General features: G+C 69.3%; 9 protein-coding genes. 3 read left to right on the plus strand and 6 right to left on the minus strand.

Annotation, left to right across the window (positions count from 1 at the left end; all coding sequences use genetic code 11):
* Positions 1-2: 2 nt before the first annotated feature.
* The 3 genes from ACFCV3_RS14355 to ACFCV3_RS14365 are packed head-to-tail and all read right to left on the minus strand — an operon-like array spanning position 3 to position 5802.
* Complete coding sequence (locus ACFCV3_RS14355) at positions 3-3110, minus strand: hypothetical protein (RefSeq protein WP_376030198.1); 3108 nt, start codon at positions 3108-3110, stop codon at positions 3-5.
* Positions 3110-5110, minus strand: coding sequence for an ATP-binding protein (locus ACFCV3_RS14360; protein ID WP_376030200.1), 2001 nt, complete (start codon positions 5108-5110; stop codon positions 3110-3112). Before ACFCV3_RS14360 ends, ACFCV3_RS14355 begins: the two co-directional genes overlap by 1 nt.
* On the minus strand, positions 5107-5802 hold the full coding sequence (locus tag ACFCV3_RS14365; protein WP_376030202.1) for a DUF4255 domain-containing protein: 696 nt from the start codon (positions 5800-5802) through the stop codon (positions 5107-5109). Before ACFCV3_RS14365 ends, ACFCV3_RS14360 begins: the two co-directional genes overlap by 4 nt.
* A 171-nt stretch (positions 5803-5973) precedes the next feature.
* On the opposite strand from ACFCV3_RS14365, the gene ACFCV3_RS14370 reads away from it, so the two are divergent.
* Positions 5974-11694, plus strand: a complete 5721-nt coding sequence (locus ACFCV3_RS14370) for a choice-of-anchor D domain-containing protein (protein ID WP_376030204.1) — start codon at positions 5974-5976, stop codon at positions 11692-11694.
* A gap of 68 nt (positions 11695-11762) precedes the next feature.
* On the opposite strand, the gene ACFCV3_RS14375 is transcribed toward ACFCV3_RS14370, so the two are convergent.
* The 3 genes from ACFCV3_RS14375 to ACFCV3_RS14385 all read right to left on the minus strand — a co-directional run bounded on the left by ACFCV3_RS14375 (position 11763) and on the right by ACFCV3_RS14385 (position 16130).
* Positions 11763-12428: a response regulator transcription factor gene (locus ACFCV3_RS14375; RefSeq protein WP_344146331.1), complete on the minus strand. Its 666-nt coding sequence runs from the start codon at positions 12426-12428 to the stop codon at positions 11763-11765.
* Between the two features lie 316 nt (positions 12429-12744).
* Positions 12745-13182, minus strand: coding sequence for a type II 3-dehydroquinate dehydratase (aroQ, locus tag ACFCV3_RS14380; RefSeq protein ID WP_376030205.1), 438 nt, complete (start codon positions 13180-13182; stop codon positions 12745-12747).
* 92 nt (positions 13183-13274) lie between these two features.
* Positions 13275-16130 carry a helix-turn-helix transcriptional regulator gene (locus ACFCV3_RS14385; RefSeq protein ID WP_376030207.1) on the minus strand — a complete coding sequence of 952 codons (2856 nt, stop codon included), beginning with the start codon at positions 16128-16130 and terminating at the stop codon, positions 13275-13277.
* 118 nt (positions 16131-16248) lie between these two features.
* Here ACFCV3_RS14385 and ACFCV3_RS14390 point away from each other — a divergent pair, with 118 nt between their 5' ends.
* Together ACFCV3_RS14390 and ACFCV3_RS14395 are read left to right on the plus strand one after the other, a co-directional pair.
* Positions 16249-17484, plus strand: a complete 1236-nt coding sequence (locus tag ACFCV3_RS14390; protein WP_376030208.1) for an SGNH/GDSL hydrolase family protein — start codon at positions 16249-16251, stop codon at positions 17482-17484.
* 27 nt (positions 17485-17511) lie between these two features.
* Positions 17512-18363 carry an NAD(P)H-binding protein gene (locus tag ACFCV3_RS14395; protein WP_376030210.1) on the plus strand — a complete coding sequence of 284 codons (852 nt, stop codon included), beginning with the start codon at positions 17512-17514 and terminating at the stop codon, positions 18361-18363.
* Positions 18364-18368: the final 5 nt, after the last annotated feature.

Raw genomic sequence — 18368 nt, forward strand, 5'->3', positions numbered from 1 at the left:
CTTCAGAGCTTGAACATGTCGTTGCCGAAGGCCTCCTGGTGGAGGTGGTTGCAGTAGAGCTTGTTCGGCTCGGGTTTAGCTGACTCGTTCTCGTCGAGGCCGGCCTGTCTGGCGGCCTCGCGGATCTTGGCCAGCGTGTCCCGCCACGGTGGGTACACCTTGTCCCGGAGGTTGCTGAACGCACCCTCCATGTCGATCACACTCGGCTTGCCGAACCAGTCGTCGCGCCGGGCGAGCTCCTTCTGGATGATCCAGAACTGCGCGCCCTGCGCCGCCTCGAACCCGGCCAGCGCCTGTTTGTGGCCGTCGATCGCAACCTTCGCCGTCGCCTTGGCCACCTCGGCCATCTCCTGCTCGGACTGCTCCTTGGTCGGCGGGCCCATGGCCGCCAGCGCGTCCGGACCGCCGGCCGCGACCCGCTGGTTGATCAGGTACGCACGCCCGGCCAGGGCCCGGCGCCGGTCCGACAGCCGCACCATCATCTCGCCGAACGCACCCTCGCTGAACTCGTTCTTCTTCGCCAGCATGTCGGTCGCGAGCTTGTCGAGTTTCGTCGTGGTCGTGGTGACGAGTTCGAGCGCGTCCTTGTTCTTCCCGGTGCCCTCCAGCGCCAGGACCGGTGCCACCGAGTCGTCCTCGACCAGCTTCGCGAAGACCGCCTTCTCCGCGCTCAACTCCCCCGGCCACTCGTACACCGCACCACCGTCGGTCCGCCCGACACCGCGCACGATCGAGGCCAGGTACGTCGGTGCGTCGTCGACGCCGTCGCCGTAGCGCGCGATCAACCGGGCGATCTGCTTGTGGTCGTTGCCAGCGGCCACGATCTGCGACCGCAACCCCATCCAGGGGGTTCGGTCCCGCGGCCGCACGACCGGCCGGCCCCAGCCGACCGGGTCCTGGGCGGCGCCGAAGATCCGGTCGAAGTCGGAGTCAGCCAGCTTCATGCCCATCACCTCGGTCTTCTCCTCGGCCGGTTTCGAGGCGCCGGTCACCAACCCGACAGTCGAGGCGATCGGGCTCTTCTTCCAGCTCTCGGCGTACTTCGTGGCGGTCGCGCCGAGATCGGTGTCCGAGGTGGTCCGGCTCAGGTCGCCGGTGGCCGAGCCGCCCGGGTCGATCGTCGTACTGACTGATGTCTTCTCGCTGTGCCCGATTTTGACCAGACCCGCGACGTCGAGCTCGGCACCACCGCCGGCCTTACCGGTATTGGTCTCGGTCGTTCCTTTCGCGTCCTTGGTGGTCGTCGTCTCGAACCCGCTGACGTTGGAGATACCGAGATTGACGCCGCCGACGCCCGCGGTCGTGGTCTGGCTGCCTTCGGTGCCGGTGGTCGCCGTGTCGCTGGCGATCAGCTTCGGGTGCTCGGCGCCGTACGAACGCAGCGCGGCGATCGTCGTCCGGCCCGAGATCTCTGCGAAATGCTGCGCGTACGCCGGATCCGTCCGGTCCAGCTCGAAGGTCACGGCGTCGGCCTGCTTGCCGGTCGTCGTCCCGCTGACCCCCATCGACGCGGCCCCCGCGGTCACCGACCCGGTCCCCGTCACACTTTCCGTGTCCGTCTCCGCGGTCGTGATGCTGATCTTGTCGCCCTTGCGGGACACGCTGCGTTTGAGGCTCTTGCTCGTCTTGCCGGACAGGCCGCCCTTGACGCCGAACCCGCCACCGCTCGCGCCGGCGTCGCCACCACCCTCCATGCTGCCCGCCACTTCGAACGACGCGCTGCCGCCGTCGTCCAGCTGCGAGGCGGACTCGGGCGACAACGCCGAGTTCAGTCCGGTCATCAGGGCCTTCGCGGCGTCAAGCTTGTTCTCCGCAACGAGCTTGATGATCTGCAGCTCCTTCTCGGAGCCGGCGGTCTTGGCATCGACGGCACCGAGATAGCGCTTGGTCTGTTCCTCGGTGTAGATGTGCACGAAGGTCGCCGTACCGGAGAGGCTGGCGCCGAGGGACGCACCAACGGATCCCTTGGCGCCGGTCGAGGCCGACTCCTTCTCCTGGCTCTCGGTCGCACCGACCTTGCCGCCGAGGTTGATCGTCATCGTGATCTGGTAGCGCAGCGGCTCCCCCTCGACCTTGGCAACATCCATCAGGAACTTGCCGTCCAGCCCGGACGTCCTGGTGGACTTGACGCCGTCCTTCTCCGTGCTCGTCGACTTGCCGACGTTGCCGGTCGCACCGACGCCGTCCGGTCCGGCGAGCAGGCCGCCGCCCTTGCTGGTCTTGTTCTCTACACCGTCCGTGGTCGTCGAGCTGCTCGAGTTCACCCCGAGCTGACCACCACCACGGCTGACCCCGAACGTGTCCTTGCGCGTCGTCTTGTCGTCCTTGACCGCGGTGCTCTTCGTGTAGCCGCCGGTACCGAGGGTCTGCGAGGTCGACGTACTGCTCGAGGTGGTGACACCGGCCGCGGTCGTCGCCGAACTGCCGGACTGCTCGCCCCAGCTCCCGGTGATACCGCCGGGACCGATCGCCAGGCCGCTCGTCTTCGAGTTGCTGCTCGAGTTCAGGGTGCCGTCGGCGGCCTTGCTGAGCGTCGACGAACTGTCAGTGGTCTTGGTCGACCAGCCGGAGGTGTCGATCGTGCTCGTCGTCGAGTGACTGCTGGTGGTCGAGACTCCGTTGGTGACGCCGGTCTCGACCCAGCCGGGCTTCTTGGTCACGATGCCGTCCGGACCCAGTTGGGTGCCGCCCTCGGTGGTCTCGTTCTGCTGTGGCACATAGGCTTTGGTGCCGCGGCGGACCATCATGTCGTTCAGCGGCCCCAGGCCGATCGAGGCGTCGTCGAGCATCAGCAGGTCCTGGTTCGTGACGTTCAGGTCCTTGAAGAGCTGGTCCCTGCGCGCAGTGAGGGCAGTCCGGTCCGCGATGCCCTTCTCACTGATCTCGCCCGCCGCCTCGAGTTCTTCGAGCCGCTGGAGTGCCGCGTTATGGGTGTCGTAATCGAGCTGCAGAACCTTGCGCTCGTCCATCAGCTTGCCGCGAAACGCCTCAGCCTGCAGCCGGGTCTCGACGAACGCCTGGTTACCCGCGCCCGGATCCGGCGCCGGCCCGTCCGGGCCCGCCGGCCGCGACACCGGCCCGGCAGGACCGTCGGCGTAGTCGTTCTCCATCAGCGCACTCCCGGTGGCAGGCGGCCGAGCTTGGTGTACTCGTGCTCGATCGCGGTCAGCAGGTCCTCGAGCGTGACTGCGCGCGCTCCGGCCGCGGCGTAGTACGCCGCTGTCACGGCGGCGGAGCGGATGTCGCCGCCGGACAGTTCGAAGTGGGCTGCGGCGGCGAGGTCTAGGGCGGGGTCTCGGGGGACGTTGCGGCCAAGGCAGCGGTCCCAGAGGAGTAGGCGTTCGGGTTCTTCGGGTTGGGGGAAGTGGATGATGAGGTCGAGCCGGCGGCTGAATGCCTCGTCGAGGTTGGCGCGGAGGTTGGTGGTGAGGATGGCGAGGCCGTCGAAGCTCTCCATCCGCTGGAGCAGGTAGGCGACTTCGACGTTTGCGTAGCGGTCGCGGGCGTCGGAGACCTCGGAGCGCTTGCCGAAGATCGCGTCGGCCTCGTCGAACAGCAGTACGCCGTTCACTCCGGTCGCCTCGGTGAACACGCGCTCGAGATTCTTCTCGGTCTCACCGATGTACTTGTCGATCACGGTCGCCAGGTCGACGACGTACAGGTCGACTCCGAGTTCGGCCGCGATCACCTCGGCCGACAGCGTCTTGCCGGTACCGGACTCGCCGGTGAACAACGCCGAGACGCCGGCGCCGCGGCCGCCGCCGGGGCGCATTCCCCAGCCGCGGATCACCTGCTCGCGGTGGCGGGCGCGGATCGCGAGTTCCTTTAGTCTCGCTAGCTGTTCTTCGGGCAGCACCAGATCATTCCAGGAGACAGCCGGTTGGATGCGGCGGGCGAGCCGTTCCAGCCCTGCGCCGTTCTGCGAGCGTGCTCCGGCCCGCAGTACGTCGCCCGTGACCAGAACGCCGTCGACCTCGGCGCGGGTGGTCGCGGCCTCGGCGGTGCGGACGATCTGGTCGACGCCGAGCCGGAAAGTGCTGGTTTCTGCAGCTGCATCCAGGCCTGGTGTTGCCGTGGGCAACAACGCGTGCCAGAGCGTGCCGCGCTGCGATTCCGTCAGCAGTGGTGGGTCGAGGGTCGCCGGTACGACCGATGCCCAGCTTGGATCCCAGGTCGGGACGCCGGTCAGGACAGTTTGGACGGGTACGACAGCAAGGGCCCGGAGTACGTCGATCGGCGCGGATTCGACCGGTCCGGCCAGGATCCCGGCGGAACGCAGTCGCGCCTGGCGAGCCGCCGTCCGGGCGAAGACGATCGGGTCGGTGTCTTTGGACAGCTTGGTCAGATCGAGCGCCAGTACGCCGAGATCCAGTTTGGAGAACGCGGCCGCGGCCAGTCCGGGGCCGGCGCTTCCGGGGCGGTCTCGGAGGTAGACCGGTCGGCCGGGTTGGAGGCCGCGGACGATCCGCTCCTCCAGTTCGCCGTACACGATCAGGGGCGGTGGGACGGTGACGTCGAGCAGCAGCGGTTCGGTCGCGTAGCCGCCGACCAGGTACGCCGTGACTGGGTCCGGGACGCGCAAGGCCCGGCCGAGGAACGGGCGGGTCGGCGACTCGATCTCGATCAGCCCACCGGCCATGAGGGGTGCGGAGACGTCGAATCGTCCACGGGCCAAGGGATCTGCGGCTGGTAGGCCGAGTAAGTCGAACACCAGGCGCGCGGTTGCGCGGCGCTGCGAGACGTCGTCGTTCAGGTAGCCGTACAGCTGCTCGAATCGCGCGTCGAGGTCGGGTGCGATGACGGTCAGCAGGATCTCGGTGTCGAGGTCGGTCAGACCGAAGGCGTGGACGAGGCGGCGCAATCGCGGTGTCGACCCGTCGACTTCGGCGGTGTCAGCCTCTGCCTCGATCGTGGCCAGCCGCTCGGTGAGGTCGGGTGGCGCGGTCGGGCGGCCGTCCAGGATGCCGTCGATCACCGCCGGGCTCAGGTAGAGGCCGCGGAATGCGTCATCCGGCGCTGGGTCGGTACGGCGGCGCAGCTCGACCAGGACGCGGACCCGGTCCTCGACCAGGCTCAGGCGCCCGAGCAGGTGGCGAAGGTGCGAGCTCATCCGCGATCTGGCCGCTTGCGACCTGCCCGCTTCCGCCCGATCTCCAGAGAACCGTTCTCAGGCGACGCGTTCTCGCGAGAGGGGTTCTTGTGAGAGGGGTTCTCGGGAGAACCGTTCTCTCGGGCGGTGGCGTCCATGTCGGAGAGGGCGACCTGGAGCGGTTCCACGATCTCGGGGCCGGCGTCTCTCGAGCGTCCGGCCTCGATCGGTAGCGACAGCACGACATCGATCGACGGCCGCAGCTCACCGCCGAGCGCGGACCACACATCCGCAAACGACCGGTCGTCCTCCGGCGGTAGACCGACCGACAACCCCACCGGCGAGGGTGCGTCCGGCAGCAGCTCCGGCGGCACCAGGTCGTGCACCAGTAACGTGTCCAGCAACTGCCCCAGCAGCCGGTGCTCGTCCTCGGCCCGCTGACCCCACACGCTCAACAGATAGAACAGCCGGAAGATCCGCGGCGGTGTCTGCCGCGCGACCACCCGCCCGTCATCACCGAACCGCGGTACCAGTCCACTGGACCGGCGCCGGGTGTCCTCGCGGATGTCGTACAGGAACAGGTTCACCGCCGGGCCGTTCCGCTTGGCCGCCCATTCCTTCGTCGGCGCATCGAACACGACCTGCACCCGGGACGCGTCGAGCAGCTCGCGGCGCAGCAACGCGGCGAGGGCGGCATCGGCTTCGGAGATCACCGTGCCACGGTAAAGTCGCCCCCAACGCCTCCGGCAGGTGCGCACGCGCCGTACCGAGGACCCTTGGGGCTGCCCCTTCAGGCACGTTGCGCGCTAGGGCAGGACGCACTGCCCCCCAAGCCGCACGTCACGCTCTGCCGCTCCACGCCTGCACCCAGTTTGCTGGACGGCGTGAGCCGTATCCCGCGTGTCCCGACCGCCATCATCACCGCCGCAGCCCTGCTAGCGGCGGGTCTCGCCGTACTCACCTTAGGTCGCGGTGCCTCCGCCGCCGACCAGCAACCGGCCAGTGTCGGTCTGGTGTCAGACCCCGCCACCATGGGAGTGTCGAGCCGCTCCAGCGTGAGCAGCAACGGTAAGTGGGTCGCGTTCGAGGCGCCGAAAGGCGAAACCCAGAGTATCTGGCTGCGCGATATCAACAACGTCGACAGCCTCAAGGTCCTGCCAGGTATCGAGGACCTGACCGCGATTACACCGACGATGTCCGGCGACGCCGGGCTGATCGCGTTCGCAGGCGGCCGCTTCGGCGGGACCTTGGAGGATCCGCTGTACGACGGGCAGTTCTATGCCCTGAACCGGCGCGACCCGGACAACACCGTCTTGAAGCAGGTCACCGGGAACTCGGGCGACCTGCCCTACCAGCGGATGATGCCGTGCCGACTCAGTGATGACGGCGACGACGACGAGTGCGCGCCGAAGCTGTCCCGCGACGGGACCACCCTGGTGGCGCCGGTCCAGCAGTCGATCGAGGCGAGCAATCTCGAGGTGACGGCCAACGGCGAGGGGATCGAGACGGACCGCGGGCTGTACCCGTTGCTGGACTTCGGTGCGTTCTCCGCCGGCGGCGAGCTCACAGTGACGCTGAAGAACGTCGGCCAACTGCCGATCGTCTACCCCGAGACCGGGCCGGTGCTCGCGGGCGACGCCCAGTTCACCGTTGCCTCCAGCACCTGTGCGGGCGTGCTTGCCAAGGACGCCTCGTGCTCGGTGCGGATCAAGTTCGTCGTCGGTCCGGACTGCACGGCCGAGGCAAACGGCGTACTGCGCTTCCCAGCGACCTCGGCGCCCGGCCAGACCGCGATCAAGCTGACCGGTGGCGGCAAGTGCCCGGCACTGTCTGCCCTGCAGCCGCGCGTCGCCCCAGCTGCGGCCACCCCGGACTGCACGGGTCCGAGCCAGTACACCTACGGCTTGCCCACGCCGGACGAGCCGCGTCCCGGCGACGAGGGCCACTCGGGGCCTTGGTTCCCGCTCGGCGCGGTGCACGCCGGCCAGCTCAACATCGCGGCCTTGACGATCCGCAACTCGATGACGACCCCGCTGATCCCCAGGCTCACCTCGCCCGGCTGTCACCTCAAACTCGTGCTCCCCGCGAACGCCCCGGCGGAGGCCTGCAAGCCCGGCCAGCCGCTGGCCCCGCAGACGAGTTGCACCGCGTACGTCGAGTACAACTTCCCGGAGGTCGCCCCGTTCTCGGCCGGCATCGACCTCGGCGGCACGGTCTACCGGATCGGCGGACACGCCACGCGCAACGTGATCGCCGCCTGGCGTGACGCCGGTGCCACCGGCGCCTTCGGACCGGCGCGGATCGTCAGCGTGACCGGCCCGGCCGAGGTGGCGATGGACGGCATCGGCCCGACGGTCTCGGCCAACGGCCGCTGGGTCGGCTACACCTCGAGCACCCCCTTCGGCCGTCCGGACACCGATCCCAGCACCGAGAAGTACGAGACGCAGATCTATCTCCACGACACCGATTCCGCCGGCGACCGGACCTACCGCTCCGGTGCCACCACTCTGGTCTCGCTGAACAACGGCCATGTCTCCTCGTCCGCGAACGAGGCATCGATCTCCGACGACGCCACGCGGGTCGCCTTCCGCGCCGACACCGGTGACCTGGCCGACCAGATCTACGTCCGCGACATCCCCACGAACAAGACCGTCAACGCCTCCGCCACCCCGGAGGGAGACCGCAGCAGGGGCTACACCCATTCTCCCGCTCTCTCCGGCGACGGCTACACAGTTGGTTACGTGTCCGACGCCTTCGACCTCGGCCTCGGGAGCCTGCCCGCCGAGCGAATCATCGGCCGCGATCTCACCAAAGACTTCGCCGGCGGCCGCGGCACCAACGAACTACTCTCGCCGCGCCCCGACGGCGCCCCCGGATCCAACGTCACGGACAGATACGTCGCGCTCAGCCAGGACGGCACCCAGGCGACGTTCGCGAGTGCGGACAGACTGGACCCGTTCAACGACTTCGACACCGAGCGGGACCTCTACCACGCCCGACGCTGGGGTCACACGACCACCGCCCCGGACCCGGTCGACTTCGGCACCGCCAAGGTCGGTACGTCTGCCGGGCCCGTCGCGATGACCGTTACCAACGACGGCACCACCCCGGTGCAGCACGACAAGCTTGTCTTCACCGGCGACGACGACTTCAGTGCGGCCGACGACCAGTGCGTCGGCACGGTGATCCGGCCCGGCCAGAGTTGCGCCTTCCTCCTCAAGTTCACCCCAAGCGTCATCGGTCTGCGTGAGGCCCACGTCTATGCCCACAGCGTCGGCGGCGCATCCGTCAACTCGGGCAGCGCCGACCTGACCGGCCGGGGCAGTAGCGACGTCAAGGTGGCTGGTGATACCAAGCACGCGTCGACCAACAGCGCGGAGCATCGAGATCCGGCGATCAATGACTCCGGGCAGTACGTCGCCTATCGGACCCGGACGGGTACCGGCGATTCGGGGTACAACCAGATCAACGTGCGTAATCAGGCGAACAGCGAGGTGAAGCTGTTCGGGCAGCACTATTCGGTCGGTCCGCCCTCGATCTCCGCGGACGGCAGCCGGGTCGCGTACGAGGCCGGCGACAACGACCGGAACGGGCCGAACCCGCACGTGATCGTTGCCGACGGCACCAGCAAGCGCGAGATCACCGGGCTGACCAGTGATCTGCGCTACCAGCGCGAATGCAGCGGGTTCGAGGACCGGGACTGCCGGCCGTCGATCTCCGGCGATGGCAAGACGGTTGCCTTCGGCGCCGAGCTCGACGCCCGGCCCCGTGATCAGCTCGATCTGAAGCTGCAGGACAACGGCACGGCGCATGAGATCACGTCCCTGATCGACATGGGCAACGGCGGCTCCAAGACCCTGACGGTCACGACCGGCCGGGCGATCAAGTTCACCGAAAAGCCGACTGTCGACAGCGGCACCGGGTTCAGCGTCGGCCAGACCACGTGTGCGGGCGACCTGGCCGCTGGAGCCAGCTGCACGATCGAGATCCGGTTCAATGCCTGCGGCGGTGCGAGCAACGGCGTACTGCGGCTGAACGGCGCAACACCGGAAGCCCAGGCCGCGATCGCCCTGGTCGCGAACAACGCGTGCATCATCATCAAAAGTGAGCCGCGCAAGGCCAAGGCAGCTGCGGCCGACTGTGCGCCCATCACGCCGCCGAGCTACACGCCGACGGCGTCGACCGGCACCACGTCGGCCGGCAACGTCGTCGCTGAGGCGGAGCAGGTCGGTGTCGGAGCGACGGCCTACCTGGCGGTCGACGTACCGGCGCAAAGCACCGCGCAGAGGATCAACTTCGTGTCCGGGTGCGATTTCGAACTCGTAACTCCCACCTCGACGAACCCCGAACGCCCCACGTGTGTGCAGGGCCAGCAGTTGCCGCCCAACACCGGTTGTACGGCGGTTGTCGGGTACCGGCCGCGGGACGTCGTACCGGCGTCGGCCTACCTGACCACGAACGGTGAGTCGAGCTCGAAGTCGTTCCGGTTCGGAGGGAACGCGACCCGGCAGGTCGTCCTGACCCGGACGGACGCTGCAGGCGACGGCACGTTCGCCGGTACGCCGGAGATCGCAAGTGTCGACGCCGACGGCGCGATCACGGTCGGCATGCAGCCGTCCTTGTCGGCCGACGGCCGCTACCTCGCCTTCACCGGGCTCCACAGGATCGGCGACCCGCCGTCCGCCACGCTGCAGGTGTTCCGCCGGGACCGGACCGCCAAGACGACGGCACTGGTCTCGAAGCTTGCCGACGGCAACATCGGGAACGACGACGCGGACCAGCCGTCGCTGTCTGCCTCCGGCGACCGGGTCGCGTTCCATGTCGACGGGTACTCGATCCCCACTTCGGCCCGCAAAGACTCGGCGAAAGCGAAGGCGGACTTCCCGGATCCACGGGTGAGCCAGATCTGGGTGCGCGACCTCTCCAGTTCGACGTCGGTCCTGGTCTCGTCCGCGCACGGCAAACCCGGTGTGGACGCGAACGGCTGGAGCAGCCAGCCGTCGATCTCGGACGACGGAACCACGGTCGGGTTCACATCGAAGGCGACGGACCTCGTGGATCAGCCCGGGACCGAGGAGGACAGCGTCTATGTGCGCTACATCGACCCGGACTTCGCCGCGAGCGGTGACCGGTACGGCGAACGGGTGTCGCTCACCGAGGAGGGCGCGGTGCCCGAGGACGGGGAGAGCACGGGGCCGTCGCTGAGCGCGGACGGGGCGTTCACCGCATTCGAGTCCGACTCGGATCTGGTCGCCGGCGCGGTCGACGACGGGCTGTTCGACATCTTCGTCCGGCGGCGGGCGGCACAGTTGGTGGCTACACCGGCCAGTGCCGACTTCGGCGCCGTACAGATCGGCAAGTCGTCAAGCGCGCGAGAGGTTGTCGTCAAGAACATCGGCAACGGGCCTACGACGGCCGGGCCGGTCACTGCGGCAGCGCCGTTCGTTGCTGGGAGCAACTTGTGCACGCAGACGTTGCACCGGGGGCAGAGCTGCACGGTGGATGCGCGGTTCGCGCCGACGGTCGCCGGGCCGGCGACCGGGACGCTGACCTTGCCGAGCAAGCAGGGCTACCTGGCCGGACCTTCTGTCGCGGTCGGGTTGACCGGAACCGGTTCGCCGCTGCCTCCGGGTGCGCGGTTCAGCGTGGCGCCGGCGGCGCTGACGTTCCCGGCGGTTGAGGTCGGGAAGGCTTCGTCACCGCAGTCGGTGAAGTTGCAGAACACCGGTGACGTGCCGCTGAACGTGGCGGCCAAGGTGAACGGAACCGGGGACTTCGGCATCAAGCTCGGCTCTTGTACGACGGTGATGCCGGGGACGGCGTGCGACGTACCGGTGACGTTCGTGCCGCGGGCGACCGGGACTCGGACCGGCGGAATCGTGTTCACGCCGACGTCTGCGGATCCGGCGGTGAAGAGTCCGGCTGCGGTGACGGTCGGCTTGAGTGGGTCCGGGACGCCGGGGGCTGCGGTGGCCTCGATGACGGTGGCGCCGCAGGCACTGGTGTTCGGGCCGCAGGTGCTTACGGTGCCGAGTGCACCGAAGTCGATCGTGGTCACCAACACGGGCACGGTGCCGCTGCAGGTGACCGGGGTGTCGTCGCTGGCCGACTTCAGGCCGGTCGTGGGCTGCGCTTCGCTGCAACCGGGTAAGACCTGTGCGATCGCCGTACGGTTCGTGCCGCAGTTGCTGGGCGCGCGGGCCGGGACCGTCCAGGTGGCGGCGACGGCGACCGGTGCGGTGGCGCCGTTCCCGGTGCCGGTGAAGGTTTCGGGTACGACGTTGACGCCGACGCTCGTGGTTGAGCCGCCGGTGGCGCGGCCTGGGCAGATCGTGATTGCGACCGGGACCAACTTCCCGCCGGGACGGGCGGCTGTGCTCGGCTGGGACGTCGGTCTGGGTGGGCAGCCTGCGGTGGCCGACAAGACCGGGAAGTTCGTGGCTCCGGTGCTCGTGTATCGGCGGGACGTGCTGGGCCAGCGGGTGATGACCGCGACCGTGCCGGGGCTGGTGTCATCCTCCGGGCGGCCGTTGCCGGTGAAGAGCCAGCCCGTTCTGGTGATGCCGCTCAGCTACCAGCCACCGAACTTCGTGCTCCGCTGGTGATCCGCCGTACCGGCACAGAAAGAACCGGCCCTCGCTTGTGCGAGGGCCGGCGGGTAGTAGTTGGTGGATCAGATGAGGCCCTCACGCAGCGCGTAAGCGACAGCGTGCGAGCGGTTCTTCAGCTGCAGACGGCTGGTCACGTCGTGGAGGACGTTCTTCACCGTCCGCTCGGAGTACGACAGCTCCCGGGCGATCTCCTGGGTGTCCTTGCCATCGGCCACCAGACGCAGTACCTGCGTCTCACGGTCGGACAGCCCGGTGTGGGAGAGCCCACGCGGTGCCAGCACGTGCCGCTGCATCCGCGACACCTGCCCGAGCAGCCGGCCCAGCAGATCTGCCGGCAGGCTGCCGTCGCCCGCGGCGGCAGTCTGCAGCAGGTGCACGATGCGGTCGGCCGTCGCCTCGGTCCGCCTCAGGACTCCGGACACCCCCAGCTCGACCGCGGTCATCAGCGCGTCGTCGTCGATCGTGCTGCCGATCAGCACGGTACGGCGGCAGCCCCGCTGTGTTGCGGACCGGAGAACCTGGACCGCACCCGCGTCCAGCGCATCCACTGCGATCAGCGCGACCACTGGCGGGGCGGTTCGCTGATCCTGCTGCGCCTGCAGTGCCGTCAGTTCGGCGTCACTGATCAGGGCGATCTCCGGCCGCTGCCTGAGTGCGTGCACCAGCCCGAACTGCGAGAGCGGGTCCAGCGCCTTCACCCAAACCGGAATACGTTGTTGCGTCGTCATGCCTGTCACTCCCCCAGAGCGTTGTTGAACGGAACGGATCGAATCCGTAGTCACACGAACCCCCAAAATCGTTTCGATTCCGATCGTGCCCTTGCACCTTCAGCCAGCCTTAAGAGCCGGTGACGGCCGGTATCACGATCCAACGCCTAGCGTGAAGCACCGGCGTTTCACCGGCGTCTCACCCCGATCTCTTGGCCTGGCACCGGATGAAACATCCCCATCAGGCCGAATGAATTGCCCTGCACTCCTTCGATGCACGAAAGGGCACTTCGGTTATGCCGGTCTCGCTGCGGAGTCAGGTGCGCACGGGCAGTGATCAGTCCCCGAGGTTGGTGAGCGCTCGCAGCGCCAGCCGGTACGAATCCAGCCCGAACCCGGCGATCGTTCCGGTCGCGACGCCGGCGACCACGCTCGTGTGCCGGAATTCCTCCCGGGTCGCGGGGTTGGTCAGGTGGATCTCGATCAGCGGCGCGGTGCGCTGCGCGATCGCGTCCCGCAGTGAGTACGAGTAGTGCGTGAACGCGGCCGGGTTCAGTACGACGGGAATCCGCCCGTCGGCCGCCTCGTGCAGCCAGCCCACCAGCTCCGCCTCGTCGTCGGTCTGCCGCACCTCGACCCGGAACCCGAGCTCGGCCCCGACCTTCTCGCACTCGGCCGCGACATCGGCCAGCGTCGCCGACCCGTACTTCTCCGGCTCCCGCGACCCCAGCCGCCCGAGGTTCGGCCCATTCAGCACCAGCACTGTCTCGCTCACGCGCCTCAGCCTAGTAGGCCTGATCCGCTGGAACGCGCTCTCTGCCTCTCTCAGCGCGGCTGGACGCCGAACCCCGCGAACTTCCCACCCAACTAGAAGAGGGCTAGGCGGTGGGCTACGGCGGCCGCTTCGGTACGGCGGGAGACGTGGAGCTTGGCGAGGATGCGGGAGACGTGGACGCCTGCTGTGCTCGGGGAGATGAAGAGTTCGGTGGCGATCTGACTATTGGTGCGACCCGCGGTGAGGAGCCGCAGTACGTCGAACTCGCGGCTGGTGAGGCCGAATGGTCTATCCACCGCCGGTTGAGGTGTTTCCGGTACGGCGAGGTCGAGCCGACCGCGCACGGACAGCTGCTCGATCTCGTGAAGGAGCGCGGCCGCACCGAGCTCACGGGCCAGCGCGGCGGACTCCCGAAGCCGTTCCTCCGCCGCCACCCGCTGCCCGGCAGCCACCGCTGACTCCGCCATGCCGAACAAGGCCAAAGCCAACTGATACGGCTGCGCGACCTCCCGCCACGCGGAGACCGCAGCGTCCCACGCAGCCAGATCACCGGTGAGCTCGGCGGTAAAGGTCAGGTGGTGGGCGAGTAGTGCTGGACGGTTGGTCGGGGACTTCCCGGCCAGCGCGTCGAGCTCCGCCCAGCGTGACGCGAGCTGGTCCGGCCGGCCGGTCAGCCTGCGCAGCAGTTCCGCTCCTGCGCGTAGCACGGACCAGGGGTCCACGGAAATGGCGGGGTCGGCCAGAGCCTCCGTCAGGATCCGGTCCGCGGTGACCAGATCTCCCTGTGCGAGGGCGACCCGGCAATGGACCGCAGCCACGTACACGGGCAACGTCTCCCGCCCGGCCGCAGTGGTGAGCAGTGGCGTCGACTTCTCCACAGCCTGCTGGGCCGCGATCAGATCTCCCTGAACGAGAGCAATCTCCGCCGCCTGGTCGAGCAGCACACCTGCCATCGCCGCAGGCGGGTCTTCGGCAAGCGCGTCGTCGATAACCTCTTTCGCCTCGGGCCACCGGCCCGACAGCCACAGCGCCTGAGCCAATACTGCGGCCAGATCAGCACCCCTGGAACGCCCCTGCCCCACCCGATAGACCAGCGTGCGCCCCTCCCCGGCCACCACTGCCGCCTGTGCGTAGTCGCCGGACAGCATCAGCGTGTAGGCCTCGGACAGCAGCGCAGTCAGGGCGGTGTAGTGATACGAGGCCGCCTTCGCCAGCTCACCGGCGCTCCGAAACAGCCGCAGTGCCTCGGCGGAGTTACCCGCGAGCCCAGCAGTCCGCCCAGAGGCGAGCAACGCCGTCGCCTGTACGCCGAGCAGCCCGTGCTCGCGGCCGATTCGCAGCGCCTCGGCGGCGTACTGCGCGCTCTGCTGCGGATCCCCGTTCCACCGGCTCGCGTTGATCGCCAGCGAGCCCAGGAGTCGTCCGCGGAACTCGACCGGCGCATCGGCGGGCAGCACCTCCAGCGCAGCCTCCAGATCCGCGTCCCCGTCGCGACCAACTCGCCGACTGAGGAAGCCACGGGTGGCGAGTGCCCGGGCGCGCAGCGCGTTCTGCCCGGTCGAGGCGAGCGCTGCAGTCGCGTGAGTGATGCCTCGCTCGAAGGCACCCGCCGAAGCACACGCCTCCGCGGCCTGCTGCAGTACTTCGGCTCGCGAAGCCCCGAGCCGCGTCTCCGGCTCCGAGACCTCGTTCCACCAGCTCAGCACCCGTTCGAGCATCCGCCACTGCTGCTCGTAGGCAAAAGACCGCTCGGCCTCCGCGGCCGCGTTCCAGGCGGCATCCAGAGCTCGCGCACGCTCGCCCGCAGCCTCCCAACGAGCCGCCAGCTCCGCGTCGGGCTGAGCTACCAAGGAACGGTCCGCTGCTATCGCCTCGGCACACCGGGCGTTGAGTCGCTGCCATTCGCCGGGCAGTACGTCGTCCACCACCGCCTCCCGGAGCAGCGAGTGGCGGAAGGCGTACCCGTCGCTTCCGACCACCAGAAGTTGCTTTTCGGCCAGCTCGCGCAGGGCCGGCTCCAGGTCCGTGACGGTCAGCCCAGCCACGGCCATCAGCAGGGCATGCGGGACGAGGTGACCGGCCACCGCGGCGGCGCGCAGTACCGAGCGGGCGGAGTCGGGGAGCTTCGCCAGCTCCGCAGCCACCCAGTCTCGCAACGGAGCGGGAGTGCCGCCGGCGGGGTCCGCCGCCAGTGCCTCGATGAAGAAGGGGTTCCCGTCGCTCCGATCGTGGATCCGCGCCACCAGGCCCCGGTCGGGTTCACTGCCCAGCAGGCCGGTCAGCAGCTCGGCAGTCTCGGCCGCGCTCAACGGCCCGGGATTGATGAAGTGATGACCTGGCCGCCGGGCGAGGTCGGCGAGGACGGGGCGCAGCGGGTCGGTCGCCCCGACGTCGGCGGACCGATAGGTGCAGATGACGAGCAGGCCGGCCTGGTCGAGATTGCGGACCAGGAACGCGAGGAGATCGACGCTGGCCGGGTCCGCCCAGTGCAGGTCCTCCAGTACGACGACCAGCGGCCGGTCCGCCGCCAGTCGCTCGAGCAGCGTGAGCAGCTCCTCGAACAGCCGCGTCCTGCCCTCGAGCGGATCCAGGTCGACCGCCGCCCGTCCCAGGTCCGGGAGCCATCGCGCCAGGCTCAGATCACCCGGCGGGAGGAGTTCCCGCATCGCCCCCACGCCGAGGTCGCGGCGCAGTCGCCGCAGTACGGCGAGGAACGGTGCGAACGGCAACTGGTCCGCCCCGAGCTCCAAGCATTCGCCGGTGACCCGGCGGGCGCCCTCCAGACCGGCGGCGAACTCGCGGACCAGCCGGGACTTCCCGATCCCCGCGTCCCCGGCGACGACGACGAAGGTGGCCGCCTCCGCCACCGCGACCCGGTATGCCGCCGCCAGCGCCGCCGATTCGGTGTGCCGCCCGATGAGGACGGGGCTCGTTGCGCGGGTGGTCACGCAGTCATGATGCCAGCCCGGGCGTAAAGAGCAGCGGCCGGCAAAGTAAAGGGCAGGGCGGCCGAACCTGACAGTTCTGTCGATGTCCGGCGGCCCGGAGCACGGCAGATTTGCCGGTATGAGAATCCACCGTCTGACCGGCTCCCTCCTCGCAACCGGCATCCTCGCCGCCCTGTCCGCTCCCGCCACCGCCACCGCCACCGCCACCGACGGCGCGGCCCGGACCGACCGCTGGACCGGCACCTGGGCCAGCGCGGTCCAGCGCCCGATGGGAGCGACCTGGCAGGGCGGCAACTGGTCGCTCGACGGCTTCGCGAACTCCTCGCTCCGGCAGGTCGTCCGGATCAGCGCCGGTGGTTCCCAACTCCGCGTCCGCCTGTCGAACCGGTACGGAACGGGCCCGCTGCGGCTAACCGGCGCGACCGTCGCCAAGGCCGGGCCAGGCGCCTCGACTGTGCCGGGCACGACGCGCAATCTGACGTTCCGGCACGTGCCCTCGGTCGCCGTACCGGCCGGCCAGGACGCCGTCAGCGACGCCACCCCGCTGCGGACCACCGCGCTCGAACGCCTCACGATCACCCTGTACTTCGCGACGCCCACCGGGCCCGCCACCTTCCACGAGTCCGCCGCCGCGACGACGTACCGGGCGTCAGGTGATCACCGGGCGGACCCGAGTGCCGGGGCCTTCCAGGACGAGAGCCACTCGTCGTACTACCTGACGGGTGTCGACGTCGCCGGGACCTCCACCAGATCGGCCGTCGTCGCGTTCGGCGACTCGATCACCGACGGGGTCAGCTCCACCCGGAACGCCGACAACCGCTACCCGGATCAGCTCGCCGAGCGGCTGGCGGCCTCCGGGCGGCGGCTCAGCGTGGTCAACGCCGGGCTCTCCGGCAATCGGCTGCTCGCGGACTCGGACTGCTGCGGCGTCAGCGCGCTGCACAGGTTCCGCCACGACGTGCTCAGCCAGCCCGGCGTTCGCACGGTGATCGTGAGCCAGGGGCTCAACGATCTCGGCTTCAACCCCGACGTGACCGCGGCCCAGTTGATCGCCGGGCATCGCCAACTGATCACCGCCGCGCACCGGCACGGAGTCCGGATCGTCGGCGGCACCATCACGCCGATGAAGGGCTCCATGCTCGACTCGGCGCGCGGCGAGCTCGTCCGCCAGCAGGTCAACCGGTGGATCCGCACCAGTGGTGAGTACGACGCGGTCGTCGACTTCGCCGCCGTCCTAGCCGACCCGGCCGACCCCACCGCGCTCCGGGCCGGCTACGACGCCGGGGACGCCCTGCACCCCAACGACGCCGGCCTCGCGGCGCTGGCCGCCGCGATCGATCTCACCTCCCTGTAAGCCACCGCTGCAAGCCAAGGAGACATCATGATTCTGGTCACCGCCGCCACCGCTCCCGTCGGCCGCTCGATCGTCGAGCAACTCGTCGCCGCGGGCCGGCCCGTCCGTGCCCTCACCCGCGACCCGGAGAAGTCCGGGCTCCCGGCCGCCGCCGACGTCGTCGCGGGCGACCTCGGCGATCCCGCCGCGCTGCGATCGGCGATGGCGGGCGTGTCGGCAATCTTCCTGCTGGCGGTCGTCCCGGGGTTCGCGCCGGCTTTCATCGCCGCCGCCAAGGACGCCGGCGTCGGCCGGATCGTCTTCCAGTCGTCCGGATCGGTCAGCGACGAGGCGCCGGAGCAGCCGCATGCCGTCGCCGAGTTCCATCACGCCATCGAGCAGCAGCTCCGCGAGTCCGGGCTGGAGTGGACGTTCCTGCGGCTGGAGCTGTCCGCGTCCAACGCGCTCCAGTGGGCCTTCGACGTACCGGCGCAGGTCAAGACCGGTGACGTCGTCCGGGGCCCGTACGCCGATGCCGCCGACGCGCCGATCCACCCGGCCGACTTCGCTGCCGTCGCCATCGAGGCACTGAGCGACGAGCGGCACGCCGGCGAGATCTACCGGATCACCGGCCCGGAATCCCTGACTCACGCGGAGCAGATCAAGCTGCTCGGCGAAGCGCTGGGAAGGCCGTTGCGGTACCAGGAGTTGTCCATCGACGCGGCCCGGGAGGCAATGGGTCCGTACGCACCGGCAGACGCGCTCCTCGACGACTGGGCCCGGCATATCGACGATCCAGCGCCAGTGAACGACACCGTCGAGAAGCTCACCGGCCGGCCCAGCCGTTCGTACCTGCAGTGGGCGCGCGACTACCAGGCGGACTTCGTCGCCGGCCAGTAGGCGGT

This window comes from Kribbella sp. NPDC056345 (assembly GCF_042262745.1).
In the GTDB taxonomy this organism is placed as follows: domain Bacteria; phylum Actinomycetota; class Actinomycetes; order Propionibacteriales; family Kribbellaceae; genus Kribbella.